The following is a 21,273-nucleotide window of genomic DNA, read 5'->3' on the forward strand; positions in this document are numbered from 1 at the left end:
CGCCATCCGGCGCCCGACCCGAGCAAACACCACATGTCCGTACTGATCAAAGCAAACCTTCGCGGCAAGTCGCACGCCATTGCAATGTGGCCTTTCGAGAACGCCACCGGCCCATTGAAGGAAGTACAGGCAAACGTCCAGCGCAGCGCGCGGCTGGTGGAGAGCTACGGGCAGGCGCTGGAAAGGATCGAGAACGATCCGCGCCTGAGTAACGAAGCGAAGCATGAGGACCGGCAGAAGCTGGCGACCCAGCAACTCGGGGCGCTGGATGTTGCCGGGACGATCCTCAACGGCTTGAAGGATGACGCCCAGGAACGGCGGCAGACTCTGTCGGCAGTAGCTCCCTACCCAGCCGGCGACTACAGCACCGTGGCGATCGACCTGGCGCTGGCGGCTCACCTTCGCTCAATGAGTGACGAGGCGCGCGGCAGAGCGGTCGCCAGCGACCCCCGCGCAATCGACGCCATCGTGCGATTGCCTGCGTCGCTGACCGGACTGACCGACCAGCAAAAAAGCCGCATATCGACCCAGGCCATTGTGTCGAAAAACCCGCTTGAGGCGCAGCAGCTTTCAGATATGGATCAGGCGCTGGGGTATGCGACCGAAGCCGCGGCGATCGCGCGGGACATCATTGCAACGGATGCGGGCCTTGCGTGGCGCCCGACCGGCGGTGTGGGCACGACCAGCGGCGACGCTGGTGCCGATTCAGCGGGTGACTGAGCATGACTGATCTTGCCAGCCTAAGCGTTCGCGTCACCACCCAAGGCGTCGACCAGGCGTCGAAAGGTCTGGACGACCTCGCCAAGAGCGGCGACAAAGCCGCCAAGTCGACGGACACGCTCAACAAGTCGTTCAACCAAGCCGGCGGCATCGACAAGCCGGCGAAGGCGGCTGCGCAGGCGTTCAACCAGCAGACGGCCGCGCTTGCCAAGCTGGCCGGCCAGATCGACCCGACTGTCGCCAAGCTGGAAAAGCTCGACGTGCTGCAGGCGCAGCTCGCCAAGTTCAAGAAGTCGGGCATGATCTCGGCGGACGACTTCGCGGCGCTGAACACGACGTTGGACGCAAGCCGCGTCAAGATTGCCAGTGCGGGCGAGGCTGTCCACAAGTTCAGCCTGAACAATGCGATGGCCCGGCGCGAGCTGGGTTATCTGGCCAAGGATCTGGCAACCGGACAATACGGCCGCTTTCAGCAGTCCGCGCTCACCCTGGCAAATGCTTCTGGCGTGATGTCGCTGGCGTTCAGTGGCATTGGCTTGGTGATTGGCGGCGTGGTTGCCGCGCTTGGCGCCTTTGCTGTGGCTGCGTTCAAGGGCTCCGAGGAATCCGAAAAGCTGCGCGTGGCGGTGATCGCCACCGGCGGCGCGGCTGGCGTGAGTGCAGCCGGCTTCAACGACATGGCCGTGAGTGTCGGCGCGATAACTGGTAAGTGGGGCGATGCACGCAAGGCAGTCGAGGCGTTCGCCGCGTCGGGCAAGGTAGCTGGTGCCGGTATCGGTGGGCTGGCCCGGCAGGCCGTCGACATGGCAACCGTCACCGGCGAGAGCATCGACAAGGCTGTCGCCAAGATCATCGAGCTGAACGACAAGCCGGCGGCGACGATCGCCAACTTGAACGAGCAGTATCATTTTCTGACCTCGGCGCAGTACGCGATGATCGCGGCGCTTGAGGACGAGGGCAAAACGCGCGAGGCGTCGCGGCTGGCCAATCAGCTCGACGCGCGAGCGATGGCCGATCGCGCCAAGGATGTCGAGGACAACGCCGGCATCATGCAGCGCGCAGGCCACGCCGTGGCCGTCGAGTGGGGCAAGGCGTGGGACTCCATGAAGGGCATAGGCCGCACGGCCGGACTGGGTGACCAAGTCAAGGCCGTACAGGACGCGCTCGAACAGCTGCAGGGCGGCGGGTTCCAGGCTAACGGAATTTTCCAGCAGGGAGCCGGCAAAGACGACCCTCGCGTGAAGCAGCTGCAAGCGCAGCTCGCCGAGCTTCGACGCCAGCAAGTCGCCGCGGGATTCGCTGACGCAGCCAAGCAGGATGCTGCGCTGGCGAACGCGCAATCCATCGCAGCACAACAGCGCTTGAGCGCGTACCGCAGCCCCAAGGAAACCCTCGACAACCAGATCAAGAAGGCCAACAGCGATCGGCTTGCCGCGCTGTACGGCATCGTGGACCCGGTAGAGCGCTCGCGCATCGAGAAGCAGGCAGACGACCAGATCAAGGCCGCGCAGAGCGCCTATGCCGCGGCAATGAAGAAGGACGGACCTAAGTCGCAGCGTGCCGCCCACGACTTCCGCGTTCAGGACATGAACGAACTTCGCGCCGAGATCGAGGCCGAAGGCAAGCTGATGGATCAGCGCCTGAAGAGTCAGGCGGCCGTCATTGCCTACCGTGCCAGCCTGCAGGACATGCTCGACACGCGCCAGGCGACGATTGATCTTCAGGTGGCATCGCTTGGCATGGGCGACAAGGAGATTGCCCAGCAGCAGGCGCTGATTGCGATCGACGAGGATTACAACCGCCAGAAAGCGAGCCTCGAACGCCAGCAGCGCAACAGCACGAGCGAGATCGACAAGGCGGGCTATGGCGCGCAGTTGGCAGACCTTGCCGCGTACCACGACAAGCGCGTCGCGATCGAGCAGAAGGGCTTCGAGCGCTCCGACGCGGCGCGCGGCAGCTGGGAAGTCGGCGCCAAGCGGGCGACCCAGAATTACCTGGACAACGCCAAAGACATCGCCGGCGCCACGTCCAGCGTGGTGACAAACGTCTATCAGGGGCTGACGGACAACCTGGCCGAGTTTTTTGCCAAGGGTAAAGCGGATTGGAAGGGCTTTGTTACGGACATCCTCCTGCAGATCGAGAAGATCGAGATTGCGAAGGCAGTGGCCGGCATTGCCAGCAGCTTTTCCAGTGCCATTGGCCCCGGCACCATCGGCGCGGGGTTTGCGAAGGGCGGCGTGTTCGAATCGCCGAGCCCGTCGCTATCCGCCTACAGCGGCCAGATCGTCAGCCAGCCGACCGCGTTCGCCTTCGCCAAGGGCGCTGGGATCATGGGCGAGGCCGGCCCAGAGGCCATCCTACCGCTGTCGCGCGGCGCCGACGGCAAGCTCGGCGTGAAGGCGGGCGGCTCGGGCGGTGACGTGAATATCACCACCGTGGTCAACGTCGACAGCAACGGCAACAGCAAGGCCACCACCGGCGGCGACAGCTCCGACGCCGGGCGCCAGCTTGGCAAGATGATCGAGAGCAAGGTGCGCGACGTGATGACGTCCGAGAGCCGGCCCGGTGGCACGCTCTGGCGGATGCAGCACGCATGAGCAAGCCGTGCAGCATATGCGAGCACCCCGACCGCGCAGCGATCGAGATCGGCCTGGCGAACGGGATCGCTCTGCGCGTGCTGGGGCTGCGGTACGGGCTGGACCCGACGCAGCTCTCGCGCCACCGATCCCGTCACATGGACACCGACCTGATTGCCCGCCTGCGCGTGCGCGGCAGTCGATCGGATGAAGAGCTGGCGCAGATCCGCGAGCACGAGTCGAAGAGCCTGCTGGATCACCTGGTGTGGCAGCGTGGCCGGCTGTATCGCAATGCCGACCGGTCGCTCGACATCGGCGACTTTGCCGGCGAGCGCGCCGCGATTGAATCCGCCGGCAGGGCGTCCGAGCGTATCGGCAAGCTGCTGGGCGAGCTGGGCGCCGGCATCACGATCAACAACAACACGATCAACCTCGTGCAGTCGCCGCAGTGGCACGCAATCCGCACGGCCCTGGTGCGCGAGCTGCGCCCGCTGGGCATTGAGGCCATCAACGCCGGCGCCCGAGCAATCGCCGCGGCGGAGGCATCCATCGCGCAACCGACCGAGCCGGCGCGCGTGCCTGTGCTGATTGAGGCGCGCACCGCATGAGCAGCCAGACATTCACCCTTGCACTATCCCAATTCGTAGAGAAAGCCAAGGCTGCGCCCGCGCAAGTGGTGCGCCGAGCTACGCAGGAGCTGCTGACAAACATCGTCATGCGCACACCGGTAGGCAACCCGGAATTGTGGGAAGTGAACCGCGTGGCCGTGAACTACAACACGCAGGTCACCGAGCACAACGCAGCGTTGCGCGCCAACCCGGCGAACCTGACACGCGCCGGCCAGCTTCGACCAGGCAAGAAGCTGCACGACGGCATGGACATAGTTGCGCCCGCTGGCTACGTGGGCGGTCGACTGCGAGCGAACTGGAACGTCTCGCTGGCGGCGCCTGACACGAGCACCACCGACGCGGTCGACAAGACCGGGACAGCGACCATCGGGGTCGGCGCGGACGTGTTGGCAAACGCAGACGGCAAGCAAGATATCTACATCACCAACAATCTGCCCTACGCGGTGTCGATCGAATACGGGCACAGCAAAAAGCAAGCGCCCGCTGGCATGGTTCGCGTCTCGATAGCCGAGTTTTCGCAGTACATCGACAAAGCAATTGCGGAGCAAGACAAGTGACCGATGCTGCCGAGGACTTCCACCGCGCGGCCGATCCGGCGTACCTGTTCCGCGAAGGCGTGCGCGATGCCGAGGGCAACACGGTCGACCCGGCGGCATGGCAAAAGGAGGTTATCCGCTCCGAAGCGCGGCGCCTGCTGATCCTGGTCAACCGGCAAGGCGGCAAGTCCACCGTGGTCGGCGCCAAGTGCGTGCATGGCATGCTCTACGCGCCTGGGCTGTATCTCATCATTGCGCCGACGCTGCGGCAATCGCGCCTGCTGTTCAAGAAGGTTTCGAGCGTCTATCGGCGCCTGCCCGGCGTGCCGCGCATTGTGCGCGACACCGACACCGAGCTGGAACTGGAAAACGGCTCGCACCTGGTCGCGCTACCCGGCGACAACGACGCAACCATTCGCGGATACAGCGCACCGCGTGCGGTCTACATCGACGAGGCCGCGCGCGTGGCCGATTCGGTCTATACCGCCCTGCGCCCCATGCTTGCCGCGTCGCCAAACGGCCAGATGATCGCGCTAACGACGCCCTATGGCCGACGCGGCTGGTTCTATGAGGCGTGGGAGTTCGGCAAAAACTGGGAACGCACCACGATCACCGCGCGCGACTGTCCGCACATCACCGAGGAGTTTCTGGCCGAGGAACGCGAGGGCATGAGCGAATTTCAATTTCGCGCCGAATACCTGTGCGAGTTCACGGACACCGAAGAAGCGTTCTTCAGCTCCGAACTATGCGACGCGATGGTCGACAACACACTGGAAGCCTGGGCATGAATCACCCGTTACTTGATTACCGCCGCACCGTCGCCGTGGGCGTCGACCTGGGCCAGTCGAAAGACCCCACGTCGCTCGCCGTGATCGAAAAGATCGCGCCGGAAGTCGCCGCGCACCGCCTGACCCCGCAAGTAGCGATCGAGGCGCGCGAGGCACTGCGCAGCGAGCGGCCGACCTACATCCTGCGCTTGCTTGAACAGGCGCCGCTCGGCGAGCCGTACCCGGCGCAAGCGCAGCGCGTGAACCGCATACTGGCGCGCCAGCAGATCGCCGAGCATGACCCGCGCGTGTGGATCGACTACACCGGCGTGGGCCGCGCTGTGTTCGACATCTTCAAGACCGAAAGGGTGCCGCGCATTGTGCCGGTTACGATCACGTTCGGCGGTGAGGAAGGCCCGAACGGTCGAGGCGGCCACAACGTGCCCAAGCTGGCCCTGGTGAGCCGCCTGCAGGCACTGATGCACACCGGCAAGCTGCACATGCCCGACACCCTGCCACTGGCCAAGCTGTTCCGGCGCGAGCTGCTGGATTTTCGCGTGTCGTATACGGCGGTGGGTAACGCCACCTTCGGCGCGCGCGAGGGCGCGCATGATGACTTGATTCTCGCCGTCGCGTTGGCGGTCTATGGCCTGGACGGCGGGCGCACGGTGACGGTCGAGCCGCTGCGGGTTTGAGGGCGGGGCATTGCGGCGCACGTTGCCGCCCGATATGTTCCAGTCTCCATCAAAGGAGGATCGAACATGGAATTGAACGATGTAGCTCTCGCGCTGTTCGTCGGGTCAATGCAGCATAAGAACCCCAGCCTTATCGGCGGGCCAAGAAAGGATGGCGCAGTGGAGGCGCTGGCCGATGATGCTTTTCACTGGGCCCGATTGTTTCTCGCCGTCGCAAAAAAGAATGCAACCCCTCCCGGTAAGGCGACAGTTGAACCCCTCAACGTTTAAAAGGCCACCACCTACACGCCACCGCGCCGCCTGCTGATGCGCTGCGCCGGCGCGATCGTGCAACCTGTCCACGCCCCGCAAGTCTGGCAAGCGCACCGATGGCCGTCCGGCATGGAGCCGACAGCACAAGTCTGGTGGATCCGATGACCGGGGCGTATTTATTTGACAGCTTTTAGCGCCGCTGTGACACCCGTCCAGCGGCATACGTCACAGGAAGCGCCGCCGCACGCCGCGCATGCTGTCATCTTCCATTGGGAGCGATGCAAGAACCTGCCCCGATGACAATGAAAGCAGACGATCCCGACCTGGTCGAGCGTTATGCAGCGCCGCCCGCAATGGTCACATATGCCGGCTGGCCCCATGAAGTTGGTGTTTCGATCTCTGGACATGGGCAGACGGTACGCTGGAACAGTCTCACGGTCTGATTGACCGACCCTTGACGTCCTCTGGCTGTACTGTGCGGCAACCCACCACAGCAGGGCGACTTTATGACTAGCCGCGACGTATTACAGCAACGTTTGGACGAACTCGAAGCGATGATGCCTGGCCTGGTCAGCAAGTATCCCGACCGCGACGATTTGTTGCAGGAATTTTGCGGATACGCCGACCAGATCACCGAGGAAACAACCGCCGAGACTGACGCATGGGCTAACGCGGCGTTGGATGACATGCTGACACGCCACGGCTACCCGCCTCTAAAAGACGAGCTTCCGGCGGACGGCTGATATGTGCGGACGCTACGCCATGTTTGGGCCCGTAAGCGTATCGCGAGAGGCGCAGCGCGAGCTTGAGCTGATGGAGCTGGATTTGGAGGCAGAGCTTAATCAGCGCGAACCACGTTTCAATGTGGCACCAACGCAGCGCGCCCCGGTGGTGGCATGGGGAGACGGGCAATACGAAACCCACGCTTGGCGCTGGGGTCTGGTCCCGTCGTGGGCAAAGGACCCGAAGATTGGCGCAAAGATGATAAACGCCAGAGCTGAGACCGTAGAAACGAAACCAGCGTTTCGCAGCGCGTTCAAGAAGCGCCGCTGCCTAATACCCGCGTCCGGATACTACGAATGGACTGGCAAGACCGGTAATAAACAGCCGTACTTCATCCACAATCCTGAAGGCATGCTGCTTATGTTTGCTGGGCTGTGGGAAGTCTGGCGCGCGTCAGAAACGGACGACTGGCACCGCACATTCACCATAATTACCGGCGAGCCGGGCAAGGTTAGCGGAGACATCCACGATCGTCAGCCAGTAATCGTGCGCCCCGAGTGCTGGAGTGAATGGTTGACCGGTGACACATCAATGGCGCGCGACGTTCTACAGCCTGACAAAACGACCTTGCTCACGTACTACCCAGTGAGCAGGGCCGTGGGAAACCCGCGAAACGAGGGCCCGGAGTTGGTGCAGGCCGTAGAGCCCGGTTGAGCTTGCCGGCGCGTCCGAAACCCTTTGAAATCCTGTGGCACATGTTTGTGTGCGCAATCCAGCAACAATTCTCACCGACTGAAACAAAACATCCCGCCACGTTGGGCAGGATGTTGGGGAAGTCAGATTTACTCGCGTAAGTTGCTGATTTCAATGACACATTGGCGGAGAGGGTGGGATTCGAACCCACGGTTGGCTTTCACCAACGCCTGATTTCGAGTCAGGTACATTCGACCACTCTGCCACCTCTCCGGTGCGCTGCATGGTGGCTCATGCGAGCCGGGAATAATACGCGAGCGAACTTGCCGTGACAACAACTCTGTCTTCCGGCATGCTGCGACAGCCAGTCTCCATTGAATACCCATGATCGAATTCGGACACGGAACCCACGTTGGTTTGCGTCGCACGCGCAACGAGGATACCTACTACGCGGATGCCTCGCTGGGCCTGTTCCTGGTGGCCGACGGCATGGGCGGACACCAGCACGGTGAGGTCGCCTCGGCGCTGGTACGTGATGAGGTGGTGCGATTGGTCAGGGAAGGACGCAGTCTGGTGGAGGCTGTTCGCGGTGCCGCTACCGTTCTGCTGGCGCGTGCCCGCGACGCTTTCGACATACTGCCCATGGGCACCACCATTGCCGCACTGAAAGTGGATGGCGACAGTCACGAAATCGCCTGGGTGGGTGACAGCCGTGTCTATCAATGGAAGCAGGGGTTGCGTCAGGTAAGCCACGACCATTCCCTGGTTCAGACCCTGGTCGAAGCCGGTCAGCTGGACCCCGCGCAGGCGGTCGAGCATCCGCAGCGCAATGTGCTCACCCAGGCGCTGGGTGTCACGGCCATTGAGCAGTTGCATATCGGCATGGCGCGCGGAAAGCTCCAGCCCGGCATGAGCTTTCTGCTTTGCACCGACGGCCTGACCGAGGGCGTCAGTGACGCCGCCATCGGGCGCAAAATGGCTCGCACCGACCTTGCCGTGCAGGAATGCGTGGATCAGCTGCTGCTGAGCGCCTTGGACAGCGGTGGTGACGACAACATCACGGTGTTGATCGTGCGTTCGCGCTGACGCCGCAGGGCGGAATTGCCTTCATCCGGCGATGGTGACGCATGAAAAAGGGCCGGAAGGCTCCGACCCTTTTTCGATACGACGAGACGACCTGTCTCAATGCAGCACTTTCGACGTGCGTCAGTTGGCCTTCTTTTTCGCCAGTCGCAACCAGGTATCAACCACCGTATCGGGGTTCAGCGACACCGATTCGATGCCCTGTTCCATCAGCCACTCAGCCAGATCCGGGTGATCGCTCGGGCCCTGACCGCAGATGCCGATGTACTTGCCCTTCGCGCGAGCGGTCTTGATCGCCATCGACAGCAGCTTTTTCACCGCGGGATTGCGCTCGTCGAACAGGTTGGCAACGATGCTGGAGTCGCGGTCCAGGCCCAGGGTGAGCTGGGTCAGGTCGTTGGAGCCGATCGAGAAGCCGTCAAAGATGTCGAGGAACTCGTCGGCCAGCAACGCGTTCGACGGCACTTCGCACATCATGATGACTTTCAGGCCGTGCTCGCCCTGCCTGAGGTCATTCTTGGCCAGCACCTCGATCACCTTGTGGCCTTCTTCCAGCGTGCGCACGAACGGGATCATCACCCAGACATTGTCCAGGCCCATCACCTCGCGCACGCGCTTGACCGCCTGGCACTCCAGGGCGAAGGCCGCGGCGAAGCTGGGATCGACATAGCGGCTGGCGCCACGGAAGCCGATCATCGGATTCTCTTCGTGCGGCTCGTAGCGTGAACCACCGAGCAAGCCGGCGTATTCGTTCGACTTGAAGTCGGACAGGCGCACGATCACCGGCTTCGGGAATACCGAGGCGGCGATGGTGGCAATGCCCTCGGCCAGACGGTCGACGTAGAACTCGACCGGACCGGCGTAACCGGCGATGCGCTCGTCGATCTTCGCCTTGGTCTGCGCATCCTGCTTGGCGTATTCCAGCAAAGCCTTCGGATGCACGCCGATGTGGCTGGCGATGATCATCTCCAGGCGGGCCAGGCCGATGCCCGCGTTTGGCAGCTGGCCGAAGTCGAAGGCGCGCTCGGGGTTGGCGACGTTCATCATGATCTTCAGCGGTGCCTCGGGCATGTCGCCCAGGTCGGCAGTGATCCGCTCGAACTTCAGGATGCCCTCGTAGATCGTGCCGGTGTCGCCTTCGGCGCAGGAAACGGTGACCTCGGCGCCATCGGGAATCAGCTCCAGCGCGTTGCCGGTACCGACCACGGCTGGCACTCCGAGCTCGCGGGCGATGATCGCTGCATGACAGGTGCGGCCACCACGGTTGGTGACGATGGCGGAGGCGCGCTTCATCACCGGCTCCCAATCGGGGTCGGTCATGTCGGCGATCAGCACGTCGCCGGCCTGCACCTTGTTCATGTCGGCCAGCGAGCGGATCACGCGCGCCTTGCCGGCGCCGATCTTCTGGCCGATCGAGCGGCCTTCGGCCAGCACCTTGCCCTTTTCGCTGAGGTGGAAACGCTCGAGCTGAGTCGCGTGCGAGCGCGATTTCACCGTCTCCGGGCGGGCCTGCACGATGTAGATCTTGCCGGTATGGCCGTCCTTCGCCCACTCGATATCCATCGGGCGGTCGTAGTGCTTCTCGATGATCAGCGCCTGACGCGCGAGTTCCTGCACGTCATCGTCGTTGATGCAGAACTTGTTGCGCATGTCGGCGGGGGTGTCTTCGGTCTTGACCCGCTCGCCCGGTGCGCTGGAATAAATCATGCGCAATTGCTTGGCGCCGAGGTTGCGGCGCAGTACCGCCGGCTTGCCCAGACGCAACGTGGGCTTGAACACGTAGAACTCGTCCGGATTCACCGCACCCTGGACGACCATTTCGCCGAGGCCATAGGAGCCAGTGACGAACACCACGTCGCGGAAACCGGACTCCGTGTCGAGCGTGAAAAGTACGCCGGACGCGCCCACGTCCGAGCGCACCATCAACTGCACGCCGGCGGAGAGGAACACGTCGTCGTGCTTGAAGCCCTGGTGCACGCGGTAGGAAATGGCACGATCGTTGTACAGCGAGGCAAAGACTTCCTTCACCTTGTGCAACACGTCGTCGATGCCGACTACGTTGAGGAAGGTTTCCTGCTGGCCGGCGAACGAGGCGTCGGGCAGGTCTTCGGCGGTGGCCGAGGAGCGCACCGCCACGGCGATGTCATCGGCGCCGGCGTCGTTGCACAGCTTGATGTACGCCGCGCGGATCGCCTGCTCGAGCTCGGCGGGCAGGGCGGTGTCGATGATCCAGCCACGGATTTCCTTGCCGGCGGCGACCAGGGTGTCGACGTCGTCGACATCGAGATGCTCGAGGCGCTCCTGGATGCGCTTGGCCAGACCGCTTTTCTCCAGATATTGCTGGAACGCGTCGGCCGTGGTGGCGAAACCACCCGGCACGGAGACACCCAGTTTGGCCAGGTTGCCGATCATCTCGCCGAGCGAGGCGTTCTTGCCGCCAACCTTGCCCAGGTCAGTCATGCGCAGTTGGTCGAGCCAAAGCACCAGATCGTTCAAGGGTGTCTCCTTTTGGGGAAGCGTTGCGAAGAGTGGAATGGACGCGACAGGCAGGCCCGAAGCGGGCTGCAAAGAACTGGTATTGTCCGCTGCGGATGGTGCGAAGCACAAGAAGACCATTGCACGAAGATGCCATTCCAACGGGATACCAGTCAGCTGGCGGTACATTTTCAATCGCGCCCCGATGGCTTCTCCGGCCCGGGTTGATCCGGCTTCCCCATGGCAGAACGGAGCCGGTGACCTGCTAAGGTGCGGCCAGTCGCCACCTGCCATCAGGGCCCTGTATGCATCGCACCGTATTCTTCATCTCGGACTCCACCGGCATCACGGCGGAGACCATCGGCAACAGCATTCTGGCGCAGTTCGAGGGTGTGCAATTCGACAAGCACCGATTGCCGTTCACCGACAATGCGCACAAAGCCGAGACCGCGGCGCTGCGCATCAAGACCAACTACGCGCAGAGCGGGATGCGACCGATCGTGGTCAATACCATGGCCGAGCGGGCGCTATGCGAGATCGTCGCGGCCAGCGGTGCCTTGATGCTGGATGTCTTTGCACCGTTCATCGGGCCGCTCGAGGACGAGTTGCAGACCCGGCGTTCGGGCGCGGTCAATCGCTCGCACGGCATGGTCGACTTCGACAAGTACGAGGCGCGCATCAACGCGACCAATTACGCGCTGTCGCACGACGACGGCATGGACGTGGATTACGCAGAGGCTGACCTGATCCTGGTTGGCGTGTCGCGTTCGGGAAAAACGCCGACCTGTCTTTACATGGCCTTGCATTACGGCGTGCGCGCCGCCAACTATCCGCTGACTGACGAGGACCTCGAAAAGCTCGAATTGCCGGCACGCTTGCGCCCGTTCAAGGATCGCCTGTACGGCTTGACGATCGATCCGGTTCGGCTGGCACAGATCCGCGAGCAGCGTCGCGCCGGCAGTCGATACGCCACCATGCAGCAATGTCGATGGGAGCTGGAGCAGGCCGATCGCCTGATGCGGCATGCCGGCATACCCAGTCTCAATACCACGCATGTCTCGATCGAGGAGATTGCCAGCAAGATCTTCGATCGCTTCGGCATTGAACGCACGATGTTTTGAACCACCTGCCTCGCACAATGGAGTTCGCCCAGCCCTGATGAGTGCCGTACTGGACAATCGCCGCAGCCTTCTACCGGGACGGTTCGAGTTCCTGATGGGGTTGTATGCCGAGAACTACCATCGTCTGACGCGGCTGTTCCAGCCGCAACAACTGGCGCCGGGTCGTTACATCTCGAACGTTGATGACGGCCTCGATGTGCACCTGTTCGTGCAGGAGCGTCACCCGTACACGCTGGAGCTGGAACTTACCTACGACTTCGTTGACGCCGACACAGGCCGGCGCGCGCCCTCGGCGCAACTGCGCGTGTACACCGATGCGCACGTGGCCGAGGCGCTGCATTGCCATCCCGGAAGGCACCTGTGGCAGGTGCTTGGTCCGTTTCCGCCGGCTCACTCGGTCTTTCAGCACCGGCTGCGCATGAACGGCTTCCTCTCGCGCTGGCTGGAATACCTTGCCGAGCAGGGACATTCCTCGGGCACGCTGCAGCGCCAGGATTGACCGTCACGCCCGGCGCGACGGAGACACAGCAAAAAGCCCGCGCGAGGCGGGCTTTTTGCTTGAATAGTGGCGGAGTGGACGGGACTCGAACCCGCGACCTCCGGCGTGACAGGCCAGCATTCTAACCAACTGAACTACCACTCCGCATTTTGCAACATCTTCCAGCTTTGCGAGCCAACTTGGCGTCCCCACGGGGATTCGAACCCCGGTGTCCACCGTGAAAGGGTGGTGTCCTAGGCCTCTAGACGATGGGGACAATTCAAGTTGGTGGAGCCAGGCGGGATCGAACCGCCGACCTCCTGCATGCCATGCAGGCGCTCTCCCAGCTGAGCTATGGCCCCGCCGCTGGAAGCCGCAAAGAATAGGTGCGAGCTGGATATCCGTCAAGCTTTTTTTCACACTTTCGATCAACGGTTGTGACATTCCCAACGAGGCGTTCAGGGAGCGGGCGAGTGTCGCTGTTCGTTCGTTTAAGCTGGAGCGATCCCTCGCGTTTGAGCAGGCTCGACGAATGCAAGAAATTGGCTTCATCCGTGACCTGGCCATTGTCATGATCGTGGCAGGGGCCACCACGGTCGTGTTCCAGCGCATGCGGCAGCCGGTGTTGCTGGGATACATCCTGGCAGGGATCCTGATCGGACCACATACGCCCGGTGTGCTGGTGGGCGACGCCAGGGCCATCGATGACATTTCCAATCTCGGCGTGGTCCTGCTGATGTTCACGCTCGGCCTCGAGTTCAGCGTGCGCAAGTTGCGCGAGGTGGGCATTGGCGTGCTGGTCGTGGCGGTTGCCGAAGTCGGCCTGATGCTGTGGGTCGGTTATGGCATGGGAGGCTTGTTCGGCTGGTCGGGCAAGGATGCCTTGTTTCTGGGCGCGATCATTTCCCTGTCCTCCACGATGGTTGCTACCCGAACGCTGGCCGAGTCGGGGCAGCGTGGGCGGAAATTCGCCCACCTGGTGACCGGGCTGCTGGTGGCCGAGGACATGCTGGCGATCGTGATGCTGACCTTGCTCACCGCGGTGGCGATCGGCGGGTCGGTGGAGGCGGAGACGGCATTCAAGCTGGTCGGGCATCTTGGATTGTTCGTGATCGTGGGAATGATTCTCGGGCTCCTTTTGTTGCCGCGTCTGGTGGACTACGTGGCGAGCTTCGAGCGCGACGAGACGCTGCTGGTCAGCGTGCTCGGCATTTGCTTCGGCGCCAGCCTGCTTGCCGCATGGATGGGTTTCAGCGTGGCCCTTGGTGCCTTCCTGGCCGGAGCCGTGGTGGCCGAGTCGCGCAGCGTAGGCCGCGTTCTTCACCTGGTAGAGCCCTTGCGCGACATGTTCGCGGCGTTGTTCTTCGTGGCGATCGGGCTGAAGATCGATCCAGCCATGTTGCTGCAATACGCCTTGCCGGCGCTGTTCATCGCGGCGGTGGTGATCGTCGGCAAGACCCTGGCATGCAGCCTCGGGATATTCATTGTCGGCCACGACCCCCGTACTTCGCTGCGTTCGGGGCTGGGCATGGCGCAAATTGGCGAGTTCTCGTTCGTCATTGCCACGCTCGGTCTGTCGCTGGGCGTGATCAGTGATTTCATCTATCCCATAGCCGTGGCGGTGTCCGTGCTTTGCATGGCCGCGACGCCCTACCTGAACCGCTCTGCCGATGGACTGGGCAACGGCCTGCGCCGAGTGACGCCGCGTTCGTTGCAGTTGTTGGCGAGCAGCTACAGCGGCTGGCTGGAGAACCTCAAGCCGGTCAACGAGAACGCGGCCATCGCCGCCATTTTCAGAAGGCTGCTCTGGCATATCGGCATCAACGTGCTGCTGGTGGTGGCCTTGTTCATCGTCGGCGCCTACGTCAATGCACACAACTGGGCCTGGTTCTCCATGCTCGGCATCAACCGGGAGCTGCGACACACCTTGATCTGGGCCTGCGCACTCTTCCTGTCGCTGCCCATGTTGATCGCGGTGTACCGCAAGGCCGAGGCGCTGGGCATGGTGCTGGCCGAGCTAGGCATTCGCGAACGCTTTGCCGGTTCCTATACCCAGGCCATTCGCAATGTACTGGCCCGCATCATTCCGTTAGCCACGTTGCTGGCGCTGGCGGTGCTGGTCAGTGTGCTGAGTTCCGCCATCCTGCCACCGCGCGGGATCGCCCTCTCGCTGCTGCTGCTGGTTGTCGTGGTGGCAGTGGTGCTCTGGCGCGGATTGGTCAGAATGCACGCTCGTCTGCAGGCTGCCCTGAAGGAGACTCTGGAAAAGCCCGGACCCTGAGGCAGGTGGCGACCTTTGCCGTGACGCAGGCGGCCTGCGCGCCACCTTTCGGGTGAACCTTTATCGTGAATGACGGTCGGATTCCGGGATCGTTGCCAAGATCCGACAAGCACCGCACAATGCGAGGCCTGCCTCCATCGGGGAGGCCCGGCCGGCAACGTCGGCACATCCATACTTGAGGGAGTTACGAATGAAGCACTTTCTGCGTCCCACGCTGACGGCGGTTGCGATGACCGTTGCGCTGGGCATGACGGCCGGCGCTGCCGCCCAGACGGCTGGCGCTGCCGGCACCGTCGACAAGGCCAAGGCCAGTTACGTTGTCGGCTGGGAGATTGCTTCCCAGGTTCCGCCGATCATGCGTGACGAGCTGGATGCCACCGCGGTGGCCAATGCCGTGAAGGCTGCGCTTTCCGGCCAGAAGCCGACCATGAGCGATGCCGAAGCCAAGAAGGTGCACGACGCCTTCATGGCCAAGATCCAGGCCAAGTACCAGGCTGAAATGACCAAGCTCGGCGCCAAGAACAAGGCCGAAGGCGATGCTTTCCTGGCCAAGAACAAGTCCGCACCGGGCGTGAAGACCACGGCGTCGGGCCTGCAGTATCAGGTGATCAGCCAGGGTTCGGGTGCCCGTCCGGGTCCGAACGACACAGTCGAAATCAACTACACCGGTACCTTTGTTGATGGTCAGGTGTTCGATGCCTCCGCCAAGCACAACCCGCCGGGCGCGGCCAAGATTCCGCTGGCTGGCGTGATTCCGGGCTTCCGCGAAGGTTTGCAGCTGATGCAGGTGGGCGGTCATTACAAGTTCTTCATTCCGTCCTCGCTGGCTTACGGTGCAGAGCCGCAGCCGCCGATGCCGCCGAATGCCACGCTGATCTTCGACGTGACTTTGGTCAAGACGGGCCCGACGCCGGCAGGCGCGGCTCCGGGCGGCAAGTAATCGCAACGACGTAGTCGCCGGGGCAACCCGGCTTCTGCTTTTCGAAGGGCGCGAAGCGATTCGCGCCCTTTCGTTTTGCCATCCACCGTCATGCCGAGGTCGAGTACGTCCCGCGGGCGGGTAGAATGGGCGTCTAACATCTGCGGGAATCGTCATCACGATGATGAATGTCACTATCTTCGGTACCGGGTACGTCGGCCTGGTGACCGGTGCCTGCCTGGCGGAAATGGGCAACAAGGTGGTTTGCGTCGACATTGACGCAGGCAAGGTCGAGCGCCTGAAGCGGGGCGAGATTCCGATCTACGAGCCGGGTCTGGAAGAGATCGTGCAGCGCAACCATGCGGGCGGGCGGCTCGACTTCACCACGGATGCGGCGCCGGCTATCGCACATGCGGAGCTGATCTTCATTGCCGTTGGCACGCCACCTGACGAAGACGGCAGCGCCGACCTGCAATATGTGCAGGCGGTGGCGCGGACCATCGGCCACCATCTCGCTCGTTACACGGTGGTGGTGAACAAGTCCACCGTGCCGGTCGGGACGGCCGATCGCGTGCGCGACGCGGTGGCAGGTGAACTGGCGGTGCGCCAGGCGTCGGTGGAATTCGACGTGGTGTCCAACCCGGAGTTCCTCAAGGAAGGTGCGGCGGTGGAGGATTGCCTGCGCCCCGACCGCATCGTGGTGGGTACCTCCAGTGCGCGGGCCGTGGCCTTGTTGCGCAAGCTGTATGCGCCGTTCAACCGCAACCACGATCGCATGGTCGTGATGGATGAGCGCTCGGCCGAGCTGACCAAGTACGCGGCCAACGCGATGCTGGCCACCAAGATCAGTTTCATGAACGAAATCGCCAACATCGCCGAGCGGGTAGGGGCCGATGTGGAGCTGGTGCGCCAGGGCATCGGTTCGGACCCGCGGATCGGCTACAGCTTCATCTATCCGGGCGCCGGCTACGGCGGTTCGTGCTTTCCCAAGGATGTGCAGGCACTGGAGCGCACCGCGCACGCGTGCGGTTATGAGGCCCGTTTGCTGGGAGCCGTCGAAGCCGTGAACCGGCAGCAAAAGGGCAAGCTGTTCGAGCTGATCTCGCGCCACTTCAACGGCCAACTGGCCGGTCGCACGATCGCGGTGTGGGGGCTGGCGTTCAAGCCCAATACCGACGACATGCGCGAGGCCTCCAGCCGCCGCCTGATCGAGTTGCTGTGGGAAGCCGGTGCCAAGGTGCGCGCCTTCGATCCGCAGGCGCGCGAGGAAACCCGGCGCATCTACGGCGAGCGGACTGATCTGGTCCTGTGCGATGACGCGATGAGCGCACTGCAAGGGGCCGACGTGCTCGCGGTGGTCACCGAGTGGAAGGCGTTCCGCAGCCCGGATCTTGCTGCCGTGCGCGCCGCACTTGGTGAGCCGGCGATCTTTGACGGGCGCAACTTGTACGACCCTGCGGTAGTGGAAGAGGCGGGCTTGGCTTATTACGGTATCGGGCGCGGGCGCAGCCTGCAGCAAGTCCGATGACCATGTCGCACGACACGCTTGAGCAGCGGCTGGACGAGATGGAGGTCAAGCTGACCTTCATTGACGAAGCGGTGCAGGCACTGACCATCGCGGATGCCGATCAGTCGCAACGAATCGCGGCGCTGGAGCGCGCATTGCGCGATCTTCGAGGCGAGATGGCCTCGATGCGTGTCGCCCAGGGCAGTGACGCGCATGACGAGCCGCCACCGCCGCATTACTGAACCAACTGGCATCCCACGATCACGGAATATCCGCATGGCCGATTCCCTGCGCGATCAGCTGCTCAAGAGCGGCATCGTCAAACAGGTTCAACCCGAACGTCCGCGTGAGTCCAGACGCGCGGACGCACCGGCACAAAGTCAGCAGCCCAGGCGGCGAGGTGGCAAGCCGCCGGTCTCGTCAACGGCAGGGCGCAGCCAGGCGGATATCGACCTGGCCAAGGCCTATGCGCTCCGAGCGCAGACCGAAGCGCGCGAACGCAAGCGGCTTGAGCAGGAAGTCGCGGAACAGGCCCGGTTGCGCCGGGAGCGCAAGCAGAAGATCCAGGCCTTGCTTGAGGGCAAGGCGCTGAACAAGGCCGACGCCGACCAGCCGCGCAACTTCGAATACGGTGGCAAGATCCGCCGCGTGCATGTCGATGCCGCGCAGCTGATCGCACTCAATGCCGGCGAACTGGGCGTCGTCCAGCACGCCGGACGCTACCTTCTGGTCAGCAGTGACATTGCCCGACAGGTTCGCGACATCGATCCGCATCAGCTGGCGTTGCTGGTTGATCCGGGTGCTTCCGGCATCGGTGACGACGGCGTGCCTGATGACCTGATGTGGTGATCTCCGCATAGAGAAGAGCCCGGCAAGCCGGGCTCTTCGTCTCATCTCACCTGCGGGTGCTCAGCTGGCGGAAGCGGCCGGGAATTCGAAACCGCTTTTTGCCAGTGCCGGATCGTCCCAGCCTTTCTTCGGTTTGAAGCGCTCGCCGTAGCGTTGCGCCAACTGATCGAGCTTGGCCTTGAGTTTGTCCGTGCCTTCGCTGCGCGCGTACTGGATCGGGCCGCCGCGGAACGGCGCGAAGCCGGTGCCGAAAATCACCCCGGCATCGAGCAGGTCCGCATCGTCCACCACCCCATCGGCCAGGCAGGCAATCGCCTCGTTGACCATCGGCAGGATCATCCGGTCAGCCAGATCGGGCGGCGTCACGTAGTCGTCAGGAACCTCCGGCTTCTGCGGCTTGCCGTCCTGCCACACGTACAGACCCTGGCCATCCTTCTTGCCGCGCTTGCCCGCCTCGAGCTTGTCATCCAGCCCTGGGGGCAGTTCCAGTCCCAGGAACGGGGCCAGTTCGCGACCGACGGACGCGCACACATCCAGCCCCACGGTATCGGCCAGTTCGATCGGACCCATCGGCATGCCGAATTTCTTTGCCTCGCGGTCCAGTACCGGGCCGGGAACGCCTTCGCTGTAAAGGCGCAACGCTTCCAGCAGGTAGGGCATCAGGATGCGGTTGACCAGGAAGCCCGGCGTACCCTTGACCGCCACCGGCAACTTGCCGATCGCCTTGCAGAACGCCAGCGCGCGCTTTTCGATCAGCGGATCAAGCTGGTCATGTCGCACGACTTCCACCAGCGGCATCTGTGCCACCGGATTGAAGAAATGCAGGCCGAGGAAACGTTGCGGTGCAGCAAGGTTCTTGCGCAATTCGTCCAGCGGAATGCTCGAGGTATTGCTGGCGAGGATCCCGTTGGCCTGGAGTTGCGGCTCGATGGTGGCGTAGAGCGCTTCTTTTGCTTCGGCGCTTTCGTAGATGGCCTCGATCGCGAGGTCCGCTGTGGCCACGCCACTGCCGCTGACGTCCGCCCGCAGTCGCCGCATGGCCGCTTCCACCTTGTCCGAGGCCTTCAGTTTTTTCTCGTAGAGGGTGCGTGCGCGGTCCAGCGCGGGCTGGATGAACTTCATCTCGCGATCCTGCAGGGTCACGTCGAAACCCTTGAACGCCGCCCAGGCCGCGATGTCGCCGCCCATCACCCCGGCGCCCACCACGTGTACATGCTTGATCTGCGGGTCCGTGCCCGCGCCTTGGCCCTTCAACCGTTCCTGCAGGAAGAAGATGCGGATCAGGTTCTGTGCGGTCGAGGTCTGCGCGAGCTTCGCCACCGACCGTGCTTCGAGTTTCAGTCGCTGGTTGATGTTCGAACCACCGCGCTTCCATACATCGATCATTGCGAATGGCGCGGGGTAGTGCTCCCTTCGCACCTTGGCCGAGGTCTGTTTCAGCACCATCGGCGCAAGGATTTGCCGGGCCAGCCAGGTGTTGCTGGCCCAGGCTTTGGCTCGCCGACCCCATGGGCGGGGTGCGGTGTGCCGCACCAGCAGGCGCGCTTCAGTCAGCAGCTCGTCCTGGCGTGCCAGTCGGTCAACCACCCCAAGGCTGAGTGCGCGCCTGGCCGACAGCGGCTTGCCGGTCAACATCACTGGCAGCGCCTCGGTGGCACCAATGAGACGTGGCAGTCGTGCGGTACCGCCCCAGCCGGGATGGATGCCCAGCATGACTTCGGGCAAGGCGATTCGGGTCTTTTCATCGTCGACGGCGATGCGCTGGCGGCAGGCAAGGATCAGCTCGGTACCCCCGCCCATGCAGGCGCCATGCACCGCGGCCACGGTGGAACAGGGCAGCCGGGCCAGTGCCTCGTAGACGCGCTGGCCGTGCTCGATGTTTTCGATCACCGTGTCGTTTTTCGCGTATTCGACGAATTCCTTGATGTCCGCACCGACGGCGAATCCGGATGCCTTGACCGAGTGGATGATGACCCCGGCAGGCTTCTCGATCGCGAGGCGTTCGACGATCTGTTCCAGTTCGTCCAGCACCCCGCGGGAAATCGCGTTGACGCTGCTGTTGGCTCGGTCCAGTGTCAGCGTGACGATGCCATCCTCGCTTTCGCTGGTCTTCCAGTGATTGAAGCGCAATCCTTCGAACATGGGGAGATACGGTGTGATGGAGGTGGCCTGAACCATACCGTTCTGACGCCGCGATTGCGAGTTGTGACCGTGGTGCTTGACCCTGTCGCGGCAGCGGTGTGAAATCGAATGTCGGTGGCTTTGGTGATGACCGGAATGCCGTCACATCGCGCAGGGCCGCGCGGCATGTACGCTTGCCACATGGCCGGGCGGCGGCTGGCAAGGGGCAGGGATGATCCACCGTGATTCAATCAACGAAATTGCAAATCGCGGGCATCTTCTGCCGCTTGTCCAGACAGTCGCGGACAGGCTGACTCCACGGTTCCATCGCTGCCGCCACGGGGACGTAATGAATTCGACACTCGCCTCCGTTCATGTGCAGGCCGGCAACGACATATTTGAGCGCATCCTGGCTGCTACCAGCGGATTGGTGGTGCTCGACAGCAAGGATGTGCATGCTTTGATCGACCAGTTCCGGGCAATTGCCCGACGCACGGGTCAGGCGGTCTATCTCTGGCAACCCGATACCGGCCTGAGCAGTCTTCGTGACGCCCATGTGCGCGTGCCTGATTGCCAACGGCTGGGGAATGCACTGCGTTACATGCAGCAAAGCATGCATTTCGGGGTGTATTTCCTGTTGGGTCTGGAGCTTCCCTTGTCCGCCATGGATGCCACGCTGCTTCGGCAGCTCGCGCGTTCGCCCAAAGGTCACTTGCGCCGGGTCGTTCTGATCGATGCGCCCGCGGCACTGGCAGAGCATCTGGGCGATCTGGCGGTGCGCCTGGGAAGCGACGACAGCCTGCCTCGGCGGTTGCGTTTGCGCGATGGCCGGTGGCTGGTCTGAAGCG

General features: G+C 63.2%; 20 protein-coding genes and 4 tRNA genes. 18 read left to right on the top strand and 6 right to left on the bottom strand.

Going from position 1 to position 21,273, the window contains the following annotated elements; genetic code table 11:
- Positions 1-33 precede the first annotated feature (33 nt).
- The 9 genes from ACVWWQ_RS00605 to ACVWWQ_RS00645 all read left to right on the top strand — a co-directional run bounded on the left by ACVWWQ_RS00605 (position 34) and on the right by ACVWWQ_RS00645 (position 7,612).
- Entirely contained in the window at positions 34-720 is a 687-nt protein-coding gene (locus tag ACVWWQ_RS00605; protein ID WP_133950708.1) for a hypothetical protein, read from the top strand.
- 2 nt (positions 721-722) lie between these two features.
- On the top strand, positions 723-3,317 hold the full coding sequence (locus tag ACVWWQ_RS00610; RefSeq protein WP_133950706.1) for a phage tail tape measure protein: 2,595 nt from the start codon (positions 723-725) through the stop codon (positions 3,315-3,317).
- Complete coding sequence (locus ACVWWQ_RS00615) at positions 3,314-3,904, top strand: hypothetical protein (RefSeq protein ID WP_133950704.1); 591 nt, start codon at positions 3,314-3,316, stop codon at positions 3,902-3,904. The genes ACVWWQ_RS00610 and ACVWWQ_RS00615 overlap by 4 nt, the downstream gene beginning before the upstream one ends.
- Positions 3,901-4,482, top strand: coding sequence for a hypothetical protein (locus ACVWWQ_RS00620; RefSeq protein ID WP_133950702.1), 582 nt, complete (start codon positions 3,901-3,903; stop codon positions 4,480-4,482). The genes ACVWWQ_RS00615 and ACVWWQ_RS00620 overlap by 4 nt, the downstream gene beginning before the upstream one ends.
- Positions 4,479-5,249 (top strand): phage terminase large subunit, encoded by a 771-nt coding sequence (locus tag ACVWWQ_RS00625; protein WP_166669760.1) that lies wholly within the window; start codon positions 4,479-4,481, stop codon positions 5,247-5,249. Before ACVWWQ_RS00620 ends, ACVWWQ_RS00625 begins: the two co-directional genes overlap by 4 nt.
- A 35-nt stretch (positions 5,250-5,284) precedes the next feature.
- Complete coding sequence (locus ACVWWQ_RS00630) at positions 5,285-5,923, top strand: hypothetical protein (RefSeq protein WP_133950698.1); 639 nt, start codon at positions 5,285-5,287, stop codon at positions 5,921-5,923.
- A gap of 66 nt (positions 5,924-5,989) precedes the next feature.
- Positions 5,990-6,193, top strand: coding sequence for a hypothetical protein (locus ACVWWQ_RS00635; RefSeq protein WP_133950696.1), 204 nt, complete (start codon positions 5,990-5,992; stop codon positions 6,191-6,193).
- Between the two features lie 488 nt (positions 6,194-6,681).
- Positions 6,682-6,918: a hypothetical protein gene (locus ACVWWQ_RS00640; protein WP_133950694.1), complete on the top strand. Its 237-nt coding sequence runs from the start codon at positions 6,682-6,684 to the stop codon at positions 6,916-6,918.
- Between the two features lies 1 nt (position 6,919).
- Positions 6,920-7,612, top strand: a complete 693-nt coding sequence (locus tag ACVWWQ_RS00645; protein ID WP_133950692.1) for an SOS response-associated peptidase — start codon at positions 6,920-6,922, stop codon at positions 7,610-7,612.
- A gap of 162 nt (positions 7,613-7,774) precedes the next feature.
- On the opposite strand, the gene ACVWWQ_RS00650 is transcribed toward ACVWWQ_RS00645, so the two are convergent.
- Positions 7,775-7,864: transfer RNA gene (locus ACVWWQ_RS00650), tRNA-Ser, on the bottom strand.
- 111 nt (positions 7,865-7,975) lie between these two features.
- Here ACVWWQ_RS00650 and ACVWWQ_RS00655 point away from each other — a divergent pair.
- On the top strand, positions 7,976-8,677 hold the full coding sequence (locus ACVWWQ_RS00655) for a protein phosphatase 2C domain-containing protein (protein WP_099652347.1): 702 nt from the start codon (positions 7,976-7,978) through the stop codon (positions 8,675-8,677).
- Positions 8,678-8,797: 120 nt separating this feature from the next.
- Here ACVWWQ_RS00655 and ppsA read toward each other — a convergent pair whose 3' ends face one another.
- Complete coding sequence (ppsA, locus tag ACVWWQ_RS00660; protein WP_133950690.1) at positions 8,798-11,170, bottom strand: phosphoenolpyruvate synthase; 2,373 nt, start codon at positions 11,168-11,170, stop codon at positions 8,798-8,800.
- Positions 11,171-11,454: 284 nt separating this feature from the next.
- Between ppsA and ppsR the strand changes: the two genes are divergently transcribed.
- Together ppsR and ACVWWQ_RS00670 are read left to right on the top strand one after the other, a co-directional pair.
- Entirely contained in the window at positions 11,455-12,270 is an 816-nt protein-coding gene (gene ppsR, locus ACVWWQ_RS00665) for a posphoenolpyruvate synthetase regulatory kinase/phosphorylase PpsR (RefSeq protein ID WP_099652345.1), read from the top strand.
- A gap of 37 nt (positions 12,271-12,307) precedes the next feature.
- On the top strand, positions 12,308-12,769 hold the full coding sequence (locus ACVWWQ_RS00670; protein ID WP_133950688.1) for a DUF1249 domain-containing protein: 462 nt from the start codon (positions 12,308-12,310) through the stop codon (positions 12,767-12,769).
- 67 nt (positions 12,770-12,836) lie between these two features.
- Here ACVWWQ_RS00670 and ACVWWQ_RS00675 read toward each other — a convergent pair.
- From ACVWWQ_RS00675 to ACVWWQ_RS00685, 3 genes are all read right to left on the bottom strand, one after another.
- Positions 12,837-12,913, bottom strand: a tRNA-Asp gene (locus tag ACVWWQ_RS00675).
- 36 nt (positions 12,914-12,949) lie between these two features.
- Positions 12,950-13,025, bottom strand: a tRNA-Glu gene (locus ACVWWQ_RS00680).
- 9 nt (positions 13,026-13,034) lie between these two features.
- Positions 13,035-13,110 (bottom strand) — tRNA-Ala (locus tag ACVWWQ_RS00685).
- A gap of 170 nt (positions 13,111-13,280) precedes the next feature.
- Between ACVWWQ_RS00685 and ACVWWQ_RS00690 the strand changes: the two genes are divergently transcribed.
- From ACVWWQ_RS00690 to ACVWWQ_RS00710, 5 genes are all read left to right on the top strand, one after another.
- Positions 13,281-15,029 carry a cation:proton antiporter gene (locus tag ACVWWQ_RS00690; protein ID WP_133950686.1) on the top strand — a complete coding sequence of 583 codons (1,749 nt, stop codon included), beginning with the start codon at positions 13,281-13,283 and terminating at the stop codon, positions 15,027-15,029.
- Between the two features lie 190 nt (positions 15,030-15,219).
- On the top strand, positions 15,220-15,969 hold the full coding sequence (locus ACVWWQ_RS00695; protein ID WP_099652342.1) for an FKBP-type peptidyl-prolyl cis-trans isomerase: 750 nt from the start codon (positions 15,220-15,222) through the stop codon (positions 15,967-15,969).
- A 163-nt stretch (positions 15,970-16,132) separates the two neighbouring features.
- Positions 16,133-17,476: a UDP-glucose dehydrogenase family protein gene (locus ACVWWQ_RS00700; RefSeq protein WP_133951004.1), complete on the top strand. Its 1,344-nt coding sequence runs from the start codon at positions 16,133-16,135 to the stop codon at positions 17,474-17,476.
- Positions 17,473-17,697, top strand: a complete 225-nt coding sequence (locus tag ACVWWQ_RS00705) for a SlyX family protein (protein ID WP_099652341.1) — start codon at positions 17,473-17,475, stop codon at positions 17,695-17,697. Before ACVWWQ_RS00700 ends, ACVWWQ_RS00705 begins: the two co-directional genes overlap by 4 nt.
- 34 nt (positions 17,698-17,731) lie before the next feature.
- Positions 17,732-18,304, top strand: coding sequence for a DUF2058 family protein (locus tag ACVWWQ_RS00710; protein ID WP_099652340.1), 573 nt, complete (start codon positions 17,732-17,734; stop codon positions 18,302-18,304).
- Between the two features lie 60 nt (positions 18,305-18,364).
- On the opposite strand, the gene ACVWWQ_RS00715 is transcribed toward ACVWWQ_RS00710, so the two are convergent.
- On the bottom strand, positions 18,365-20,446 hold the full coding sequence (locus ACVWWQ_RS00715; RefSeq protein WP_133950684.1) for a 3-hydroxyacyl-CoA dehydrogenase NAD-binding domain-containing protein: 2,082 nt from the start codon (positions 20,444-20,446) through the stop codon (positions 18,365-18,367).
- 328 nt (positions 20,447-20,774) lie between these two features.
- Here ACVWWQ_RS00715 and ACVWWQ_RS00720 point away from each other — a divergent pair, with 328 nt between their 5' ends.
- Positions 20,775-21,269 carry a hypothetical protein gene (locus tag ACVWWQ_RS00720; RefSeq protein ID WP_099652338.1) on the top strand — a complete coding sequence of 165 codons (495 nt, stop codon included), beginning with the start codon at positions 20,775-20,777 and terminating at the stop codon, positions 21,267-21,269.
- Positions 21,270-21,273: the final 4 nt, after the last annotated feature.

The organism is Rhodanobacter sp. TND4EL1 (genome assembly GCF_054061035.1).